The organism is Halomonas sp. TH-94 (genome assembly GCF_057473365.1).
Genome location: NZ_JBYCKL010000085.1, coordinates 38,258 through 55,750 on the forward strand (window position 1 = coordinate 38,258; position 17,493 = coordinate 55,750).

A 17,493-nucleotide genomic window follows, 5' to 3' on the forward strand; every position below is an offset into this window, starting at 1 on the left:
CCGAAACTCAAGGCAGCAGGCCACGAAGCCAAATGCCTGCCTGCCCCATCCACTCATTCAGTGCGCGTGTACTTTGATTGAGGTGATAGGCACGTGGCAGCCACGCGGCCAGCCCGCTGGGCGGCGGGCTGGTGAATTCGGTAGGGGCTGGCACGACGGTAAGCCCCTGTGCCTCGAATTCCGCCACGGCGCGCGGCAGGTGCCAGGCCTGTGACACCAGTGCCACTCGGCCAATGCCATCGGCGCGCAGCAGGTCGGCGCTGAAGCGGGCATTCTCCGCGGTGTTGCGACTCTCTCCCTCCAGCCAGAGAACCGGAACATCGAAGACGTCACGCAGAGCGGCAGCCATCAGGCTGGCCTCGGCGCTGTTCTCATCATGTACCCTTCCACCGCTGACCATGATCGGCAACTCACTCTGGCGGTAGAGGTGGGCTCCATAGGCCAGTCGACGCCAGGTGGGATTGGCCGGCGCGTCGCCCCAGCCGAACTCCGGTGCGACATAGTCGCGTCCGCCGCCAAGTATGACGATGGCCTCGGCGCTTTCGAGCTGGCTTTGAGACGGCGGTGAATAGGGCTCCAGCCCTTGGCGCAGCGTATGGCTGGCCATCGGCGTGGCGAGCAGCAGCAGGCTGGTGAGTCCCACGAGGAGCAGCAGTGCGCCCAGCAGTCTTTTCGGACTCAACAGCAGGCCCAGCAGTATCAGCACGACGTTGATCGTGGGCGGCAGTAGGAGAATCTTGAGCATGGTCATGGTCGCGGCCCGATCAAGCGTGTTCCAGGAGTTCCAGTCGCCGGCTCGGCCAGTGCACGACTGCCGTTCGTGTGATCATGCGGCTCGCCAGCGCTGGGTGCTCACGTGTGATGACCCTGGCGGCGAACTCCGACAGGAAACGGGACTTCAGCTCGGCACGCGAACGATCCACCCCGATCGATTCGTAGGGCGTCGAGGCCAGCAGCAGCAAGCCGTCGTCGGGGATGCGCCCGGCCTTCATGTTGGCGTTTATGATGGCGCCGGCCGTGGCGATGGGTTGGGAGAGGTCGGGGCTGTAAGGGCCGACGATCAAGGCCGTGTTGGGCAGATGCAGGAAGTCGAAGCCACGGCCTATACAAATGACCCATTCACGATGTTCGATATCCAGCTCGCGAGCCGTGTCGCGCAGGGAGTCGACGTGCTGCAGGTTGCCCTGTAACAGGGGCAGCAGGTCACGACGAATGTCGCCTGGCATGTCGGGGCACAGTCGAGCGACACGGCCCCCAAGCTCGCCTTCGTCGTTGAGCATGAGGTCGCCGATATCGAGTGTCTCGCCGTTGCTGCCATGGATGATGAGGGCATCGGTATCGGTTTCGAAACCGCAAACCAGCGGGTAGACGTTGCGATGATCGCGGCCGAATATCTGCTCGGCCTGATGGCGCATCTCGTAAGCGTGGGCCAAGGCGGCGTCCGCGTCACAGGCAAAACCGGCACAACCGCGAGCGGGGTCGCCGCGAGAAAAGTGGTAGCTGATGATCAATAGCACACCGCTGCCGCCTTTGATGGCATCGTCCACGGCATCAGTGAGCATTTCGCCGAGATAGGGCCACCCTAGGTGGAAGATACCACCGAGATTGCGAAAGGGCGTGATGATGCCAAGCGGCGTGCGGGTGGCGTGGGGAAGGTGGATCCGCCCATCCATGCATTTCATCACCAGGATGCGGGTAGGGTGGTTGGCTAGATAGCGTTCACGAGACAACCATGCCGATGGGCTGCAGAAGGTATTGGCATGCTCGCGGGAGAGTGCCAGCAAGGCCTCGATACGCTCACCGATTGGGCGGTCGTGTAATTGCATGGTTCGGCTCGGGTTATTGTTGTTCGTTCTGCGTCATCGTCCATGACTGTGCCGTGTTATGCAAAACCCTCATTCGTCTAATATCGTCTTGCGCAGGGCACGACTCGCGCTGCCGCTGCTCAGATGTCGACTTTTTCCTTGTATTCGCACAAGTCCTCAATCACACAACTGCCGCAGCGGGGACGGCGTGCCACACAGGTATAGCGCCCGTGCAGGATCAGCCAGTGGTGGGCATCGCGCAAAAACTCCTTGGGCACATGGCGCAGCAGTTTTTGCTCGACTTCCACCACGTTCTTGCCCGGGGCAATTCGCGTGCGGTTGGAAACGCGAAAAATATGGGTATCGACGGCGATGGTCGGCTCGCCGAAGGCAGTGTTGAGTATGACGTTGGCGGTCTTGCGACCTACGCCCGGCAGTGCTTCGAGTTCGGCACGGGTGCGTGGCACCTCGCCGCCGTGCTGTTCGACCAGCATGCGGCAGGTTTTCATCAGGTTCTCGGCCTTGGTATTGAAAAGGCCGATGGTCTTGATGTGCTGCTTCAGTGCATCGAGACCGATATCGAGAATCCCTTGGGGCGTGTTGGCAACCGGGAAAAGCCGAGCGGTAGCCTTGTTGACTCCTACGTCGGTGGCCTGGGCGGAAAGCAGCACGGCGGTCAGCAGCTCGAAAGGGCTGCTCCAGTCGAGTTCCGTAGTGGGTTGCGGGTTGTGCTCGCGCAGGCGGAAGAAGATGTCGTAGCGTTTTTGGGCGTTCATGGCGTTAGCTGGCTCATCACGGCGGTCGGGGCGTTACGGCGCGTTCGGTGTCAGGGCGGCTCGCGCTTGTTCGAGCAGGGTGTTGGCCTGTTCGAGCTGCGCTTCGGCAAGACGCCTGGCAGCATGATCGTCCCTTCGCTGTGCGCTCTCGCACTGCATTCGAGCTCGTCTTACTGCCTGCTCGGCTGCCTTGACGGCCATTTGGCGCTGACGTTGCTGCGGGGAGGAGCCCATGCGTGAGGGAGAGCTACGGGTGCCTTGCCGAATCATGCGCCGCTGTCGCTCCATGCGACGTTCACGTTCCAGGCGCGCCAGGCGCTGCTGGCGCGCCGCGTGACGCTCGCGGCCCAGGCGCGCACGACGAGCAAGATAGTGCTGTCGCTCGCTTTCATCCTTGGCGGCCTCCCATTCGGGGTGCGGTACCAGGTCAATGCAGTCCACGGGGCAGGGCGCCACGCAAAGCTCGCAGCCGGTGCACTCCTGGCTGATCACGCTGTGCATACGCTTGCTGGCGCCGAGAATGGCATCCACCGGGCAGGCCTGGATGCACTTGGTGCAACCGATGCACTCCGCTTCGCGTATCACGGCGGCCAAAGGGAGCTGAGCCGGCTGTTCGAGCGGCAGGGCGGGGCGGTCGGTCAATGCAGCCAGCCGTGCAAGGGTTTCTTCACCGCCGGGTGGACAGCGATTGATGGCTTCGCCCTCTGCGATGGCCTCAGCATAGGGACGGCAGCCGGGGTGGCCGCACTTGCCGCACTGAGTCTGCGGCAGCAGAGCATCGATGGCGTCGATCAGCGTTGGCTCGCCGGTCACTGTCGCTCCTGTCGGGGTGGGTGCATGTTGAGGCGCCATTATACGCTCCAACCCCTGAGCCGACATACCGTGCATGCCGCTCAGGCTTGTGCGGCCGACTCACTGTCGATACCGAGCGCCCTCACCCGATTGCGTCCTGCGGCCTTGGCCAAGTACAGCGCCTGGTCTGCCGCTTTCATCAGTGCTTGGGCGCTACAGCACTTGATATGAGAACAGCAGGCCACGCCGATGCTGGCAGTCACTACCTCGGCGGTAGGCGATGCGGCATGGGGTAGCTCCAGTTTGACGATGGCCTGGCGCAAGGCGTCGGCATGTTCGTGTGCTTCCTCGACGGTTACACCTTCGAGCAGGATGCTGAACTCCTCACCACCGGTGCGGGCCACTAGGAAACCCTGGCCACCCAGACACCCTTCCATGCAATTTGCGATGGCAACCAGGCAGGAATCGCCCATGGGGTGACCGTAATGATCGTTGTAGAGCTTGAAGTGATCGACATCGAGCATGAGCACCGACACGCTGGCGTTCGCTGTCGGCAGGTTCTCCAAAGCCAGGGCGAGAGAGTCATCGAACAGGCGCCGATTGGCGACTCCCGTCAGTGGATCGTGTTGGGAGAGGTCCAGAAGTCGTGCGGTTTGCTGCCGCTGGTAGCTCAACAAGGCCTGGAACTCGCGCGCAAGGGTGCCGATCTCGTCGCGCCGCTGCAGCAGGGGAGCCGGCAGGTCCTCGGTTACCTGGGCTTGATGCAGCTGCTTGGTAAAGCGCGAGAAACGACGCAGAGGAGCCAGTACCATGCTCTCGAGCAAAATCAGCACGATGGCAATGATGACCAGCAGAAGTCCGGCAGTCCAGAACAGGGCATAGCGAAAGATATTCGTGCTGGCGCGAAAGCGGTCTCGCGATACGCGTGTGCTGAGCCACAGCATGTCGTCGGGTTGATGGCTGGACAGAAAGCGATTGGCCGCAATTTCGCCTTCGTCAGTATATTCCACCAGAGTACTGCCCGGGTCATGTCCCTTCGTGTGCTGCTGCAAGGCGGCCATACTCAGGCTGTCGAGCAGAACGGGCAGCCCGGTCTGCGCGCTCAGAGATTCTTCCATACGCTCATCGAGCAGGCGCACCTTGACCAGCCATCCACCTGTAGGACCGCTGCGATTCGTCGTCATTATCGTGCTGATGGCTACCTGTGACGGCCAGGGTGAGGCCAGCAGCAACAGCGAGCCCTCTTGCGGAACATTGGCAAGCATTGGCTGCAGGGTATCGACGATACGCCTCGTCCAAGCGCACTCCGCGGCGATGGTTGCACAGCTGACGTATCTGTCGCTGTCTGGATCGATGCCGGCAACCCAGTGCAGCGAACCATCGACAGTGAAGAATAGTATGGTCTGGTAGTGCATCTCCTCGAACATGTCGCGACTGAAGTTGGCGTCGGTGAACGTTTCGTGCCGGCCCTGTACGAACAGGTAGGTGTCATCCCAGTGAGCCCAGTCGCGGGCTTGCGCCAGTAGAGTGCCCTGCCCCTGGGCCAGGCTGCGCTCTATACGGTCAAGCTCTGCGCTCGCCATGAACTGCTCCTCTTCGATCAGCGCCGGCATGACGACCCAGCGGCCAATCAGCACCAGGGCGAGCACGGCGATGGTGAGAACTGCGCCGAGTGAAATGAAGAAGCGGTGACTGAGCGAGGTGAGCATAAGGAAGAAACCAGATGGCGAGAGTGGCAAGACTGACGAACCCGGCACGCAATGGCCGGACCTGACCGGTCGCTCTAAGAGAAGACGAGAGTAGGTGGGTCAACGCTCGAGCAGGCTGACCTGACCGGGGGCCTCATGGACTGCCACCCGGTTGCGACCGCTTGCCTTGGCCTGGTACATGGCTTGGTCGGCGGAGCGCATGATATCGCCCGGCGTTGTCAGTTCCTTCTGCATCGCAGCTATGCCGATGCTGACCGTTACGTAAGGGCTGGTCGGAGAAAATTCATGCGGCAATTCAAGCTCGCTGATCGCCTGCAGCAGAGCGCGAGCGTGCTCTTGTGCATCCTCCAGTGAGGTATTGGGGAGCAGAACGCTGAACTCTTCCCCACCGGTACGGGCGACGAGGAAGCCCCGGGGCGATAGCAGCGATTGCATGCACTGGGCGAGGGCCATCAGGCAGGCATCGCCCGCCTGATGGCCGTAGTGGTCGTTGTAAAGCTTGAAGTGGTCGATATCGATCATCATGGCCGCATGTGGATGCTGGCGGTCTGCCCGGCGCAGCATTTCGGCAAAGCGTTGATCGAACATACGGCGATTGGCTACTCCAGTCAGGGGGTCATGCAGAGTCAGCTCGAGAAGCTGTTCGGACTGACGTTTCTGATGTGCCAGCAGGCTACGAAACTCGCGCGTCAGGGTGCCGATTTCATCGTCCCTTGTTAGCAGCCTCTCGGGCATGGTGGTCGGCATGGCGGAATGATGCAGCTGCTGCGTAAAGCCCGCCAGTTCGCGCAGAGGTGCAAGAACCATACGTTCGAGCAACCAGAGCACGATCATTAGAGTTGCAATCAGCACGCCACTGGTCCAATAGAGGGCGAAGCGAAACGTTTCCAGGCTTGCCTGATAGTGTTGGCGAGGCAGCTGGGCATCGATGCGTACGCCACGATTCGAGGGCAGAGCCGGAACGAAACGGCTGGCCACCATTTGCGTTGGTGAGATCCTTTCCAAATGGTCATGTGCCGACTCCTGGGCCGGTACACCGCTCAGCTCGAGCTGGATGCCTGTGGTGTCGCTCAACTGCTCGAGCCAGGCTTCGCTTTGCGGCCTGACGACGGCCAACCAGCCCACGGAAGGTGAATCTTCACGGCTCTGGTGGATCGGGGACAGGCCCCCGAGAGCAAGATACGGCGTTGCCAGCAGCCAGGTATGAGTGTGATCCTCGAGCCCGTGCTCGATATAGCGAGCAAGAAAAGTGACGGCCCGGCTGGCCCAGTCGCAGGGCGCCATGACGCCAGGACAGGAAGTGAATTCCCCCTCTTCGTCGTACCCCACCACCCAGTGGGGCGCACCGCTCTCGGTCAGGAACAGCATCATGTCGAGATCCAGTGTCTCCAATGTCGACTCATAGAGATTGGAGTCGACGAACTCTGGACGCAGGCCCTGCACGAAATCGTAGGTATCGTCCCAGTACGCCCAGTCTTCCGCCAAGCGGCGAATATGATTGAGCTCGCTGCTCAGCGACCGTTCGATGCGATCCAGCTCGGTATTGGCGAAGTGCTCCTCGTCCTCCAGCAGAATGGGCATTATCTGAAAGCGCGCAATGGCGACGAGGGCAAGCAGGGCCATACACAGCACGGCACAAAGCGATAATAAAAAGCGGTTACGCAATGAGCCCTGCAGTGCTTTCATGGAACGCGCCTGTGCGAACGTTCGGTGCCACCAGAGGCTGGCGTACCGGTGTGGTTAATGTCTTACAAAAACTATCGGCTATAGATGACAAAACTTTAGCGGATGTTGTTCGTGCCCTTTTAAACGAAAAGCACGGCCGAGGCCGTGCTTGGGTACTACATGGACATGGGAACGTTACCGAACGCGCTGTCCTGGCTCGGCGCCTGAGTCCGGCGACAGCAGGTAAATACCCTCATTGTCGCCGGCGGCCAGTACCATACCTTCGGACATGCCGAAACGCATCTTGCGTGGCGCCAGGTTGGCGACCATGACGGTCAGCCGACCTTCCAGGGCTTCCGGAGCGTAGGCCGAACGAATGCCGGCAAACACGTTCCGCGTCTCGCCGCCAAGGTCCAGCGTCAGCTGTAGCAACTTGTCGGCCCCTTCCACATACTCGGCCTTGGCGATACGGGCGATACGCAGGTCGACCTTGGCGAAATCGTCGAAAGCGATCTCATCGGCGATGGGGTCCTCGACCAGGGGGCCTTTTACCGCCTCCTTCAGTTTCTGCTCTTCCACCAGATCCTCCTTCGACGCCTCGATCATGGCATCGATTCTCTCCCGCTCCACGCGGGTCATCAGCGGTTTGAACTTGGCGACTTCATGGCCCAGCAGCACCTCGTGTCGGCTCGCCCAGTTCAGTGAATCCAGCTTGAGAAAATCACGGGCCTGCTCGGCCATGGCCGGTACCACCGGGGCCAGATAGACCATCAGCTGGCGGAACAGGTTGATGCCCACCGAGCAGATATCCAGTACCTCCTGCTCGCGGCCATCCTGCTTGGCCAGCACCCATGGCTCCTTTTCGGCAATGTATGTGTTGGCCTCGTCGGCTAGTTCCATGATCTTGCGCACGGCACGGCCGAATTCGCGCGCTTCGAAGTCGTCGGCGATACCGTCGCCGGCAGCAATGAACCGCGCCACAAGCTCGGGTTCGGTACAGTGGCCCGAGAGCTTGCCATCGCCCAGCTTCTTGACGAAACCGGCGCAGCGACTGGCGATATTGACTACCTTGCCTACCAGGTCGGCATTCACCCGGGCGGCGAAGTCCTCCAGATTGAGGTCCAGGTCATCGACCCGCGAGGTGAGCTTGGCGGCAAAATAGTAGCGCAGGTATTCCGGATTCAAATGTTCGGCATAGGTGGCCGCCTTGATGAAGGTGCCGCGAGATTTCGACATCTTGGCGCCATTCACGGTGACGAAGCCGTGGCAGTTCACTGCAGTGGGCGTGCGGAAGTTGGCGCCATGCAGCATGGCCGGCCAGAACAGGGCATGGAAATAGACGATGTCCTTGCCGATGAAGTGGTAGACCTCGGCGTCGGAATCCTTCTTCCAGTAGGCGTCGAAATCGAGGCCGGTGCGGTCGCACAGGTTCTTGAAGCTCGCCAGGTAGCCGATGGGCGCATCCAGCCAGACGTAGAAGTACTTGCCCGGTGCATCGGGAATCTCGAAGCCGAAGTAGGGCGCGTCGCGTGAAATGTCCCACTCGTTGAGCCCCGATTCGAACCACTCCTGCAGCTTGTTGCCGATCTGGGCCTGCACGTGGCCGCCGCGGGTCCACTGCTGAAGAAAATCGGCAAAGTCGGGCAGCTTGAAGAAGTAGTGTGTCGAGCTGCGCACTTCAGGGGTTGCTCCGGAAATCGCCGATACCGGATCGATCAGCTCTGCCGGCGTATAGGTGGCGCCACACGCCTCGCAGTTGTCGCCGTACTGATCGGCGGTCTTGCACTTGGGGCAGGTACCCTTGATGAAACGGTCGGCAAGGAACAACCCCTTCACCGGGTCGTACATCTGCTCGATGTCGCGGGTGGCGATATGACCAGCGTCGCGCAGGCGGGTGTAGATCAGCTCGCTGAAATAACGGTTCTCATCGGAATGGGTCGAGTGATAGTTGTCGAAGGCGACGCCAAAGGTGGAGAAATCCGCCTGGTGCTCTGTCGAGACGCGCTCAATCAAGGCCTCGGGGCTGATGCCTTCCTGTTCGGCGCGCAACATGATCGCGGTGCCATGAGCATCGTCGGCACATACATAATGGCACTGATTGCCAAGGCTCTTCTGGAAGCGCACCCAGATATCGGTCTGGATGTACTCCAGCAAATGGCCGAGGTGGATCGAGCCGTTGGCGTAGGGCAGGGCACTGGTGACCAGGATCTTGCGCGGGGCGCTTGCGTTATTCGACATATCGGCTCTGATATTTCCAGGAAAAACAGGCCCCGATTGTAGCCCTGTTGGAACATGACTGCACCCGATCGGGGGCGGCGCGGGCGGTTTGTACCGAATTGTCGGCAAACCCGCCAGTCGCCAGCCTGTACTAGGCTCTGAGCGGTACCCTTGCGATTGTGAAGGCTCCGGGCCGCATCAGCCACGTACCTGAGCCAACGGGCGGCAGAATGACATCGCCCCCTGGCTGACGTAGAATGATTGCGTGGTGGCAAACGGATAGGCCCCATGACATTTCGCATCGCCCGTTACGCATCATCCAATGAACGAGCCAACCACTGGTACTTTCGTGAGGATGATACGATGAAACTGCGACTTTCTGCTCTGCCCCTGCTGCTGGTAGCCACTTTGCTCGTGGGCTGCGGCTCCAACGCCGTTGCGCCGCGCTATACCAGTGAAAACCCCGACATCATGCGCATCGGCAACGATCGACCCGCCGATCCCGAGCGTCGCGTCGAGGACCTCGGTACCTACTGTGTCGAAGTGACCGAAACCTGGAATTCCCATGGCAGAACGCCGGATGGCCAGACCCTTTGGGCCAAGGATACCAACCGCGCCGTGGTGCGCTGCGACTGACCGTCATCGACTCTGCTGAAGTCCCGGCCCATGTTCTGGCATGGGCCTTTTTTATAATCGCACGGTAGGCGCTGTGCAGAACCTGGCAGACTTCGAGATCAACGTGCGTGCCCACTCTGGGTGCGGACTGACGTGCCGAGGCGGCAGGCAGGTTGGTCGGGCCAGATGCCACGCTCCGTTCGCTTATATGGAGCGGCACTTGTCCTTGGGCATGGCCGGTCCCCTTGAATGGAGCTCGATATGCTGGCCGTACTTGAGCGCTAGCGGACGGATTGAGCGAGGCCTGACGACCGGGGGTGCTGGAAACCTGACTTTGGCTGGCTAGACTGGTAGGCACAAGCAAAAGGAACCTGCCATCAGGAGAGTCGCCATGGAGCATAGAGGCCCGCTTTCTCGCTTTCTCGTCGATACCCATTCTGTTTCCCGTGTCAGGTCGGTCACACCGAGACCTGCTGCCCTGCGGCGTGCCGGCGGTGTGGCGGTCATCACAGGCGTCGCCTTGGCCCTGGCTCAAGTGGGCATTAGCCAGGCGCAGGCCAGCGAGCCCGAGCAGCAAAGGTGGCTCGGGCATGAGGCTGGTGAGGAAGCCGAAGAGTCGGGGCTCGAGCACCCCAGCGAATACCAGGTAGTCACCGATTTCCCCACCGGCCTGACCGATGCCGAACTCGAGACCTGGCAAGAGTACGTGCCCGATATTCAGGACATCACCATCTCCTCTTCGGCGGACGACCATGAACAGCCGGCGCTGTTCTACGCGCCCGAAGGGGAGGAGGAGCGGCCGTTATTGATGGTGCTGCACAGCTGGAGCACCAACTACTTGCAGAACATCGACATCCCCCTGGCTGAGTTCGCCGTGGCCAACGACTGGGCCTTCATCCATCCCGACTTTCGCGGCGCCAATGACGGCCGCCCCGAATCGACCGCTTCCGAATTGGTCATCTCCGACATGGAGGATGCCCTTGAGTATGCCCGCGAGAACGCCAACGTCGATGAATCCCGCATTTATCTGCTGGGCTATTCCGGCGGTGCCATGAATGCGCTGCACCTGGCCAGCCGCCAGCCCGATACCTTTGCCGGTGTGGCCGCTTGGGTGCCGGTATACGATCTGATCAGCTGGTACGAGTGGAATGAGGAGCGTGGTGAAGACTACGCCGATGAAATCGCCGGCGCCTGCGGTGGGGTGCCCGAAGAGGGCAGCGAGGCCCACGACGAGTGTGTCGAGCGTAGCCCCAAGGCTCATGTACCCGATGCGGCAGGCGAGATGCGGGTCATGATCGCGCATGGTATCCACGACGACACCGTGCCGGTCGATCAGGCACTGCACGCCTTCAACGACCTCGTCGCAGAGGATGCCCGCCTTTCGCAGGACCAGATCGAGGCGATCATGGAGAACCGCGAAGTGCCCTCCGATCTGGTCGAGCGCTCGCTGCACGAAGAGCGCGAATACCCGTATTTCGACGCCGCCGAGGCGGCGGTACTGCTGCATCTGCAGTCAGGGCCCGCGGAGCTGGTGCTGTTCGATGGCGAACACGACATGCTCTACCGTCCCGGGCTGGAGTGGCTGCACCAGCAGGAAAGGTAACCCTGTCAAACGAGAAATGAAGAATCAGCCGAAAAGGATGCATCATGCTCTGCAATGCTTTACTTCGACGCCCACGCCAAGTGGGCGTCATGTTGCTGGCCCTGGCAATTTTCTCAGCAGATGGCGCCTTCGCCGCCAGCCCACCCGCGAGCAGCGCTCCCCCGACCACCCCCGGCGACTGGTCCGAGGTCAATGAACCTCTCCCCGGTCCGCCGCGTGTCATCGGACCTTTCGACGGCGGTTGCATTGCCGGTGCGGAGCAACTGCCTGAAGAGGGGGTCGGCTATCAGGCAGTGGATCTCGAACGCAACCGACACTATGGTCACCCTTCATTGATCGACTACATCGAGCGCCTGGGCCAGCGGGTCGATCAAGCCGGGTTCGGTCCGATTCTGGTGGGCGACATGGCGCAGCCGCGTGGCGGACCGATGCCCTACGGCCATGTCAGCCACCAGACAGGGCTCGATGTCGACTTCTGGTTCCGTCTCGACCTGCCATTTCTCGAGCGCAGCGAGCGCGAGGAGCTGGAGCAGCCGATACTGGTCGATCCGCATACCAATCGAATGGATGAGCGTTGGACCGACGAGCACGCCGAGTTCATACGGTTGGCCGCGGACGACCCCAGGGTAGCGCGGATTTTCGTCGACTCTGCGGTTAAGCGCGATCTGTGCGAAAGGCAGTGGGACGACCGCTCTTGGCTGCGCCTGGTTCGCCCCTGGCACTCCCATGACGAGCACCTGCATGTGCGACTGAGATGTCCGCCGGATCAGCCCGAATGCATCGATCAGCCAGCGCCGCCGCCCGGTGAGGGCTGCCAGGCACTGACGCCGACGCCTCGTCCCGAGGTGTACCCATCCCCGAGCCGCTCGCTGCCCCCGGCCTGCAGGGCGATACTCGACCAGTAACACCTGGGCGTGACGACAGCCCCTGGCCTGACGGGTAGAATGTCGGCACAACGGGCTGGGTGGGAGTCGGCGGTGGCACAGCGAGGGTTCGTGCTGACACGGCACTGGCGGGATACCACCGCAGGCTGCGAGATAAGCTACTGGCTGGCTACCGATGCCGGGGCTTGCCTCGTGCGCCTGCCACCACAGCCTTCGGTGGCCTTCCTTCCTGCCGCTCAGCGGCTGGAGGCCGAGCGAATCTTGAACCTTGAAGACGGTATTGAGTTCAAGACGCTGGATCTGCGTGATTTTCACCTTCAGCCGGTGGTTGGGCTTTACTGTCGCCAGCAGCGACAATTGCAGCATTGCAAACGGCAGTTGCGTGAACAGGGTATTGGCCTGCTGGAAGCCGACATTCGCCCACCGGAACGCTACCTGATGGAGCGTTTCATTACAGCCCCGGTACGCTTCACCGGTGAGCAGGGCGATGAAGGCTCGTGGACGAATGTGCAGCTCCGGCCTGATGCGCATTACCGCCCGCGTCTGAAGCTGGCCTCCTTGGATATCGAAACCAGCGCTCGTGGCGAGCTTTACTCCATTGCCATCGCCTGCGAGGAGCATCGCCATGTCTTCATGCTCGGCCCGGCCAATGGCCATGACGGCGAGGCCGAGCGTCAACGCGATTTCTCCCTTGAATACTGCACGACTCGAGCAGCACTGCTTTCCCGGCTCAATGACTGGTTCGCCCGTTACGACCCGGATGCCATCATCGGCTGGAATCTGGTGCAGTTCGATCTGCGAATACTGCAGCGCCATGCCGAGCAGCTCGGCGTGGCATTGCGTCTGGGGCGAGACGGTGAGCCACTTGGCTGGCGGGTCCATGGCAGCAACGCCAACCACTTTTTCGCATCGGCAGCCGGACGCCTGATCATTGATGGCATCGAGGCCTTGCGCCAGGCGACCTGGCACTTTGCCTCGTTCAGTCTTGAAAACGTATCGCAGGAGCTGCTGGGTGAGGGCAAGGCGATCGACAACCCTTACCAGCGCATGGATGAAATCAACCGCATGTTCGCCGAGGACAAGCCGGCTCTTGCCCGCTACAACCTCAAGGACTGTGAGCTGGTCACACGCATCTTCGAAAAGACCGAACTGATCGAGTTCCTGCTGGAACGGGCCAGTGTCACCGGGCTGCCTGCCGACCGAAGCGGTGGGTCAGTGGCAGCCTTCTCTCATCTCTATCTGCCTCGCATGCACCGACTAGGGTTCGTGGCGCCGAACCTGGCTCAAGGGAGCGAGCGTGCGGGAGAGGAGAGTCCCGGCGGCTTCGTCATGGATTCGCGGCCAGGGCTTTACGACTCGGTGCTGGTGCTCGACTACAAGAGCCTATACCCCTCCATCATACGTACCTTCCTCGTCGACCCCGTAGGACTGGTTGCCGGCCTGGAGGAGCCTGAATCCCAGAGCGTTCCCGGCTTTCGCGGTGCCCGCTTTTCACGTACATGCCATGCGCTGCCGGATATGGTGGCCCAGGTTTGGCGGGGGCGCGAGGCTGCCAAGCATCAAGGCAACGCACCGCTGTCACAGGCGCTGAAGATCATCATGAACTCGTTCTATGGCGTGCTTGGCTCACGAGGCTGCCGGTTCTTCGACCCGCGCCTGGCATCGTCGATCACGCTGAGGGGGCACGAGATCATGCGCCGCACCCGCGAGTTGATCGAAGCCGAAGGCTACAAGGTGATCTATGGCGATACCGACTCCACTTTCGTGTGGCTGGGAAGGGTTCATGAGGAAACGGAGGCTCAGGCCATCGGCCAGCGCCTGGCGCAGAGGGTCAACGACTGGTGGCATCTGCATCTCGGTTCGGAGTATGGCCTCACGAGCGCCCTTGAGCTACAGTTCGAAACTCATTTTCTTCGCTTTCTCATGCCCACCATCCGCGGTGCGGAGGAGGGCAGCAAGAAGCGCTATGCAGGCCTGGTGCATGACGCCAAGGAGGGCGAGCGGATCGTTTTCAAAGGGCTCGAGACGGTACGAGCCGACTGGACACCTCTGGCCAAGATATTTCAGCAGGAACTCTATCGGCGCATCTTCGTCGGTGAGAGCTATCGCGACTACGTACGCGACTATGTGAACCGAACTCTATCCGGGGAATTCGACGAACGCCTGGTATATCGCAAGCGGTTGCGTCGGCGACTCGACGAATATCGCCGCAACGTGCCGCCCCATGTGCGTGCCGCACGCATGGCCGACGAACTCAACGACCGGCTCGGCAGGCCCAGGCAGTACCAGCACGGGGGATGGATTCGCTACGTGATCACTCTAGCTGGGCCGGAGCCGCTCGAGGCCCGCAACAGCGCCATCGACTACCACCACTATTTGTCCCGGCAGTTGCAGCCGGTTGCCGATGCCATCCTGCCTTTTCTGGGTGATGACTTCACCAGTCTCACGGATCGCCAGCTTGGGCTCTTCGGTTAGCAAGGGGCAGGGAGCCGCTTACGCCTCGGCCTTGCCGAACGGTTGGCCGTTCATGAACTGACGGCGCCAGGCTCTCACTTTCTGCTGCGGGTAGGCCAGGTCGCACGCTTCGAATAGCTCCTCGAGAAAGCGCTTGCGTTTGCCCTTGCAGCGACCGGCGAGCACCGTGGCGGCGATCATCAGTTCGAGAACACGATGCTTCTCCGAACGTTCCAGCCGGTTTAGGTTGAAGCGCTGCTGAGGCCAATCGACGTCGATGCTGTGCTGGCGTCGCTGGAACACGTCGAAGAGGCGCGACAGCAGATAGATATGGTTGGGGTGTGCATCCTGATTCGCCATGATCAGCGCGCCGACGGCATGCAATGCGACCCGCTGGGCGCGCTCGCTCAAGGGCTCGTGCGCCAACTCTTTGACCAGCGTTTCGATGGCGAATGGGCCAAAGGCCTGTTCCTGCGCCTTGACTAGAATCCGCCAGGTGATGATGGCGTTCCAGAGAGCGTAGAGTGGGCCGGTGACTAGAGGCAGCAAGCCGCGCAGAGCCACGCGGCCCAGCACGCGGCGGAGAAAAATACGCAGCAGAAAACTGGTGACGCCTACCTTCATGCGATACATCACCGATAGGGCGGTCAGCTTCCAGCGATTCATCAAGGCATAGGGGTCGATGCCGTAGATACGATGCCTGGGGCTTGGGAACTCGAGCGCTACTCGGCTCAAGCCTAGCAGTGTCAAGGTCGCGTGGGGGCCGTCATGCAACGGAGCGCCCGCCAGGCGGCTGGTGGTGGCCACACCTCGCAGAGCGTTCCAGTAGAGATAGGCGATTTCCACCGCACTGACCACACCGGCAATGGCAAAGAAGCCGATCCAGTAGGGTAGTTGCTCCTTGAAAGACATGTCCTGCATACCATCGAGCATTCCCTCGCGCATGTACCACTCCATACCGCCGATTAGGCCACCGGAGAGAAGGCCGGCCAGCACGGACCAGGCGACGCAGGCTCGGAAGGCGCGTTTGATATCGGCGAGTTCACGCTCACGACGCCCCTGCCGAGGCGTCGTCTGGCGTTGGTTGTGATGCTGAAGAAAGCGTCCAGCCCAGCGTTCGAACACGCTGGGCTGCGGGGCGTACTCCTGATCCGGTCTTGTTTCAGCCATGAAACGTTCGTCAGTTCCCTGTTTTTATCCGTTGCCACCAGCTTAGCCGTGATAGGCCATCACGACGAGCGCCATCTCCCGTAGCGCTGAGATGCGTGTTTTCAAGCGCTGCGGAGGCTGCGAGGCAAACATGGCGCGAACGGTGTTCGAAAAAAGATTGACGCTACTCTCGGGTCAATGATATTTAGCGCTACCGGCAATGCCTGCCGGAGCAAAATCGACATTCTGAGGGTTTGTGAACATGCCTCTGCGCCGCTGTTTGCCTGTTGTACTGGTAGCCACCGCCCTGATTGCCGGCTGTGCCGGCAACTCCACTATTGCACCTCGCTACACCACCGATAATCCAGACCAGCTGCGTATCGGTGGCGAACGTCCCTCCAATCCAGACGTGCGTATCGAAAATGCCGGTTCCTTCTGCATGGAAGTGAGCGAGCGCTGGAACGAGCACGGCAAGACGCCCGACGGTCAGGTACTGTGGGCCAAGGATACGCTGCGCAAGGTCGTACCCTGCCAGTAATTCCACGCCTTTCAATTTTTCAGGGCCCGGTGTCGACGCACCGGGCCTTGTCATTTGTGGACGCCGGTGGTCGACTGTCGGTCAAACGTATGCTTGAATTTGCAGCACAGTTGGCATGCCTTACACCCTTCGCTGTATGGACTATGGTTAGTCGTTCAGACGGATGGAGTGAGCCAATCGTCATGCGGAGCGAGTCGTTTACACAGGGAGGTCGTTCGATGAGGCGAGCAGCAGTGCTTTTGGCGCTTCTTGCAATGGCATTGGCCGGTTGCGGCAGAGAGCAGGCCGAGGAAAGCGAGCCTACGGTACGAGTCGTGAAGCTCGTGGAAGTAGGGGAGCACACTCTCGTGCCGAGCCGGCGCTTCGTTGGCAGAGTGGAAGCCCTACGTACGGTCGATCTGTCGTTTCGTGTAGGCGGTCAGCTGACGGAAGTGCCGCCTCGCCAAGGGGAAACCATTCCACAAGGCGAAAGCGTCGCGCGTCTGGACCCGACCGACTACGAACTTGCCGTTCGGCGCGCCGAGGCGGAGTATCAATTGGCCAGGCGTGAAATGGAGCGAACTCGCCAGCTACTCGAGACCAACGCCATCTCGCAATCGGCATTCGACGAGATACGCACTCAGTACCAGCTTGCCGAGGTGCAGCGCGACAGCTCCCGGCAGGATCTCTCCTATACCACCATCGAGGCGCCTTTCGATGCGCTGGTCACCCGTCGACTTGTCGAGAATCACAGCAACGTGCAGCCCAATACCGCTATCGTGCGGGTACAGGACGTGACGGAGCTGAGGGTGAGAATCAACATTCCCGAAACTCTGGTGCGCTACGTCGTCGATCCTGAGCACTTCGAGGTCGAAGCCGAGCTGCTCTCGGTTCCTGGCGACTCTTTCCCCCTCGAGTACCGCGAGCACGTCACCGAACCCGACGAGGTCGCCCAGACATACCAGGTCGAGTTCGCCATCCCGGACCACGAGGCGGTGGGTGCGATGCCGGGCATGACGGCCTCCGTGATGATATCCCTGATCGATGCCATCGAGCACGGAGCCCTAAAAATCCCCGTGGCCGCCCTCGACAAGGACAACGACGGCAGCTTCCGAGTATGGGTCTATCGTGACGATGACCAGCGCGTCGAAGCGCGTCAGGTCCTGGTGGGCCAGTTGCACGGAGAGTCGGTGCCGGTGCTGGCCGGGCTACAGCCAGGTGAGCGTATCGTCGCGGCGGGCGCACATCTGCTGCATGAAGGTGCCAGGGTGCGCCCTATGGAAGCAACGCTTTAGCCAGGAGCAGAT

General features: G+C 61.1%; 14 protein-coding genes. 6 read left to right on the forward strand and 8 right to left on the reverse strand.

What is annotated here, in order from left to right; genetic code table 11:
* Positions 1 to 7: 7 nt before the first annotated feature.
* From AC2VNO_RS16080 to metG, 7 genes are all read right to left on the reverse strand, one after another.
* Complete coding sequence (locus tag AC2VNO_RS16080) at positions 8 to 745, reverse strand: YdcF family protein (protein ID WP_486935070.1); 738 nt, start codon at positions 743 to 745, stop codon at positions 8 to 10.
* 19 nt (positions 746 to 764) lie between these two features.
* On the reverse strand, positions 765 to 1,826 hold the full coding sequence (locus AC2VNO_RS16085; RefSeq protein WP_486935071.1) for a hypothetical protein: 1,062 nt from the start codon (positions 1,824 to 1,826) through the stop codon (positions 765 to 767).
* A gap of 119 nt (positions 1,827 to 1,945) precedes the next feature.
* Complete coding sequence (gene nth / locus AC2VNO_RS16090; RefSeq protein ID WP_486935072.1) at positions 1,946 to 2,581, reverse strand: endonuclease III; 636 nt, start codon at positions 2,579 to 2,581, stop codon at positions 1,946 to 1,948.
* A gap of 33 nt (positions 2,582 to 2,614) precedes the next feature.
* Entirely contained in the window at positions 2,615 to 3,433 is an 819-nt protein-coding gene (locus AC2VNO_RS16095) for an RnfABCDGE type electron transport complex subunit B (protein WP_486935073.1), read from the reverse strand.
* A gap of 41 nt (positions 3,434 to 3,474) precedes the next feature.
* Complete coding sequence (locus AC2VNO_RS16100; protein WP_486935074.1) at positions 3,475 to 5,082, reverse strand: diguanylate cyclase domain-containing protein; 1,608 nt, start codon at positions 5,080 to 5,082, stop codon at positions 3,475 to 3,477.
* A gap of 99 nt (positions 5,083 to 5,181) precedes the next feature.
* The gene (locus AC2VNO_RS16105) at positions 5,182 to 6,768 is read right to left on the reverse strand and encodes a GGDEF domain-containing protein (protein ID WP_486935075.1); all 1,587 of its coding nucleotides are present in this window, start codon (positions 6,766 to 6,768) and stop codon (positions 5,182 to 5,184) included.
* A 174-nt stretch (positions 6,769 to 6,942) separates the two neighbouring features.
* On the reverse strand, positions 6,943 to 8,985 hold the full coding sequence (gene metG, locus AC2VNO_RS16110) for a methionine--tRNA ligase (protein ID WP_486935076.1): 2,043 nt from the start codon (positions 8,983 to 8,985) through the stop codon (positions 6,943 to 6,945).
* A gap of 342 nt (positions 8,986 to 9,327) precedes the next feature.
* On the opposite strand from metG, the gene AC2VNO_RS16115 reads away from it, so the two are divergent.
* The 4 genes from AC2VNO_RS16115 (at position 9,328) to AC2VNO_RS16130 (ending at position 14,541) form a co-directional block, all read left to right on the forward strand.
* A complete protein-coding gene (locus AC2VNO_RS16115; RefSeq protein WP_486935077.1) occupies positions 9,328 to 9,600 on the forward strand; it encodes a hypothetical protein in 273 nt (90 codons plus the stop codon).
* 370 nt (positions 9,601 to 9,970) lie between these two features.
* Positions 9,971 to 11,182 (forward strand): alpha/beta hydrolase family protein, encoded by a 1,212-nt coding sequence (locus AC2VNO_RS16120; protein ID WP_486935078.1) that lies wholly within the window; start codon positions 9,971 to 9,973, stop codon positions 11,180 to 11,182.
* 44 nt (positions 11,183 to 11,226) lie between these two features.
* The gene (gene mepA, locus AC2VNO_RS16125) at positions 11,227 to 12,087 is read left to right on the forward strand and encodes a penicillin-insensitive murein endopeptidase (protein WP_486935079.1); all 861 of its coding nucleotides are present in this window, start codon (positions 11,227 to 11,229) and stop codon (positions 12,085 to 12,087) included.
* Positions 12,088 to 12,159: 72 nt separating this feature from the next.
* The gene (locus AC2VNO_RS16130) at positions 12,160 to 14,541 is read left to right on the forward strand and encodes a DNA polymerase II (protein ID WP_486935080.1); all 2,382 of its coding nucleotides are present in this window, start codon (positions 12,160 to 12,162) and stop codon (positions 14,539 to 14,541) included.
* Positions 14,542 to 14,559: 18 nt separating this feature from the next.
* Here AC2VNO_RS16130 and AC2VNO_RS16135 read toward each other — a convergent pair whose 3' ends face one another.
* Positions 14,560 to 15,690 carry an LBF_2804 family protein gene (locus AC2VNO_RS16135; RefSeq protein WP_486935081.1) on the reverse strand — a complete coding sequence of 377 codons (1,131 nt, stop codon included), beginning with the start codon at positions 15,688 to 15,690 and terminating at the stop codon, positions 14,560 to 14,562.
* 241 nt (positions 15,691 to 15,931) lie between these two features.
* Between AC2VNO_RS16135 and AC2VNO_RS16140 the strand changes: the two genes are divergently transcribed.
* Complete coding sequence (locus AC2VNO_RS16140) at positions 15,932 to 16,207, forward strand: hypothetical protein (RefSeq protein WP_486935082.1); 276 nt, start codon at positions 15,932 to 15,934, stop codon at positions 16,205 to 16,207.
* 218 nt (positions 16,208 to 16,425) lie between these two features.
* A complete protein-coding gene (locus AC2VNO_RS16145; RefSeq protein ID WP_486935083.1) occupies positions 16,426 to 17,481 on the forward strand; it encodes an efflux RND transporter periplasmic adaptor subunit in 1,056 nt (351 codons plus the stop codon).
* The last annotated feature ends 12 nt before the right edge of the window (positions 17,482 to 17,493 follow it).

Bases quoted from the DNA above. Each gene is read 5' to 3' on its own strand.
- AC2VNO_RS16115 (WP_486935077.1), top strand. From the start codon at position 9,328: ATGAAACTGCGACTTTCTGCTCTGCCCCTGCTGCTGGTAGCCACTTTG.
- AC2VNO_RS16120 (WP_486935078.1), top strand. From the start codon at position 9,971: ATGGAGCATAGAGGCCCGCTTTCTCGCTTTCTCGTCGATACCCATTCT.
- AC2VNO_RS16100 (WP_486935074.1), bottom strand. From the start codon at position 5,082: ATGCTCACCTCGCTCAGTCACCGCTTCTTCATTTCACTCGGCGCAGTT.
- AC2VNO_RS16145 (WP_486935083.1), top strand. From the start codon at position 16,426: ATGAGGCGAGCAGCAGTGCTTTTGGCGCTTCTTGCAATGGCATTGGCC.
- AC2VNO_RS16095 (WP_486935073.1), bottom strand. From the start codon at position 3,433: ATGGCGCCTCAACATGCACCCACCCCGACAGGAGCGACAGTGACCGGC.
- AC2VNO_RS16135 (WP_486935081.1), bottom strand. From the start codon at position 15,690: ATGGCTGAAACAAGACCGGATCAGGAGTACGCCCCGCAGCCCAGCGTG.
- mepA (WP_486935079.1), top strand. From the start codon at position 11,227: ATGCTCTGCAATGCTTTACTTCGACGCCCACGCCAAGTGGGCGTCATG.
- AC2VNO_RS16080 (WP_486935070.1), bottom strand. From the start codon at position 745: ATGCTCAAGATTCTCCTACTGCCGCCCACGATCAACGTCGTGCTGATA.
- nth (WP_486935072.1), bottom strand. From the start codon at position 2,581: ATGAACGCCCAAAAACGCTACGACATCTTCTTCCGCCTGCGCGAGCAC.
- AC2VNO_RS16085 (WP_486935071.1), bottom strand. From the start codon at position 1,826: ATGCAATTACACGACCGCCCAATCGGTGAGCGTATCGAGGCCTTGCTG.
- AC2VNO_RS16105 (WP_486935075.1), bottom strand. From the start codon at position 6,768: ATGAAAGCACTGCAGGGCTCATTGCGTAACCGCTTTTTATTATCGCTT.
- AC2VNO_RS16140 (WP_486935082.1), top strand. From the start codon at position 15,932: ATGCCTCTGCGCCGCTGTTTGCCTGTTGTACTGGTAGCCACCGCCCTG.
- metG (WP_486935076.1), bottom strand. From the start codon at position 8,985: ATGTCGAATAACGCAAGCGCCCCGCGCAAGATCCTGGTCACCAGTGCC.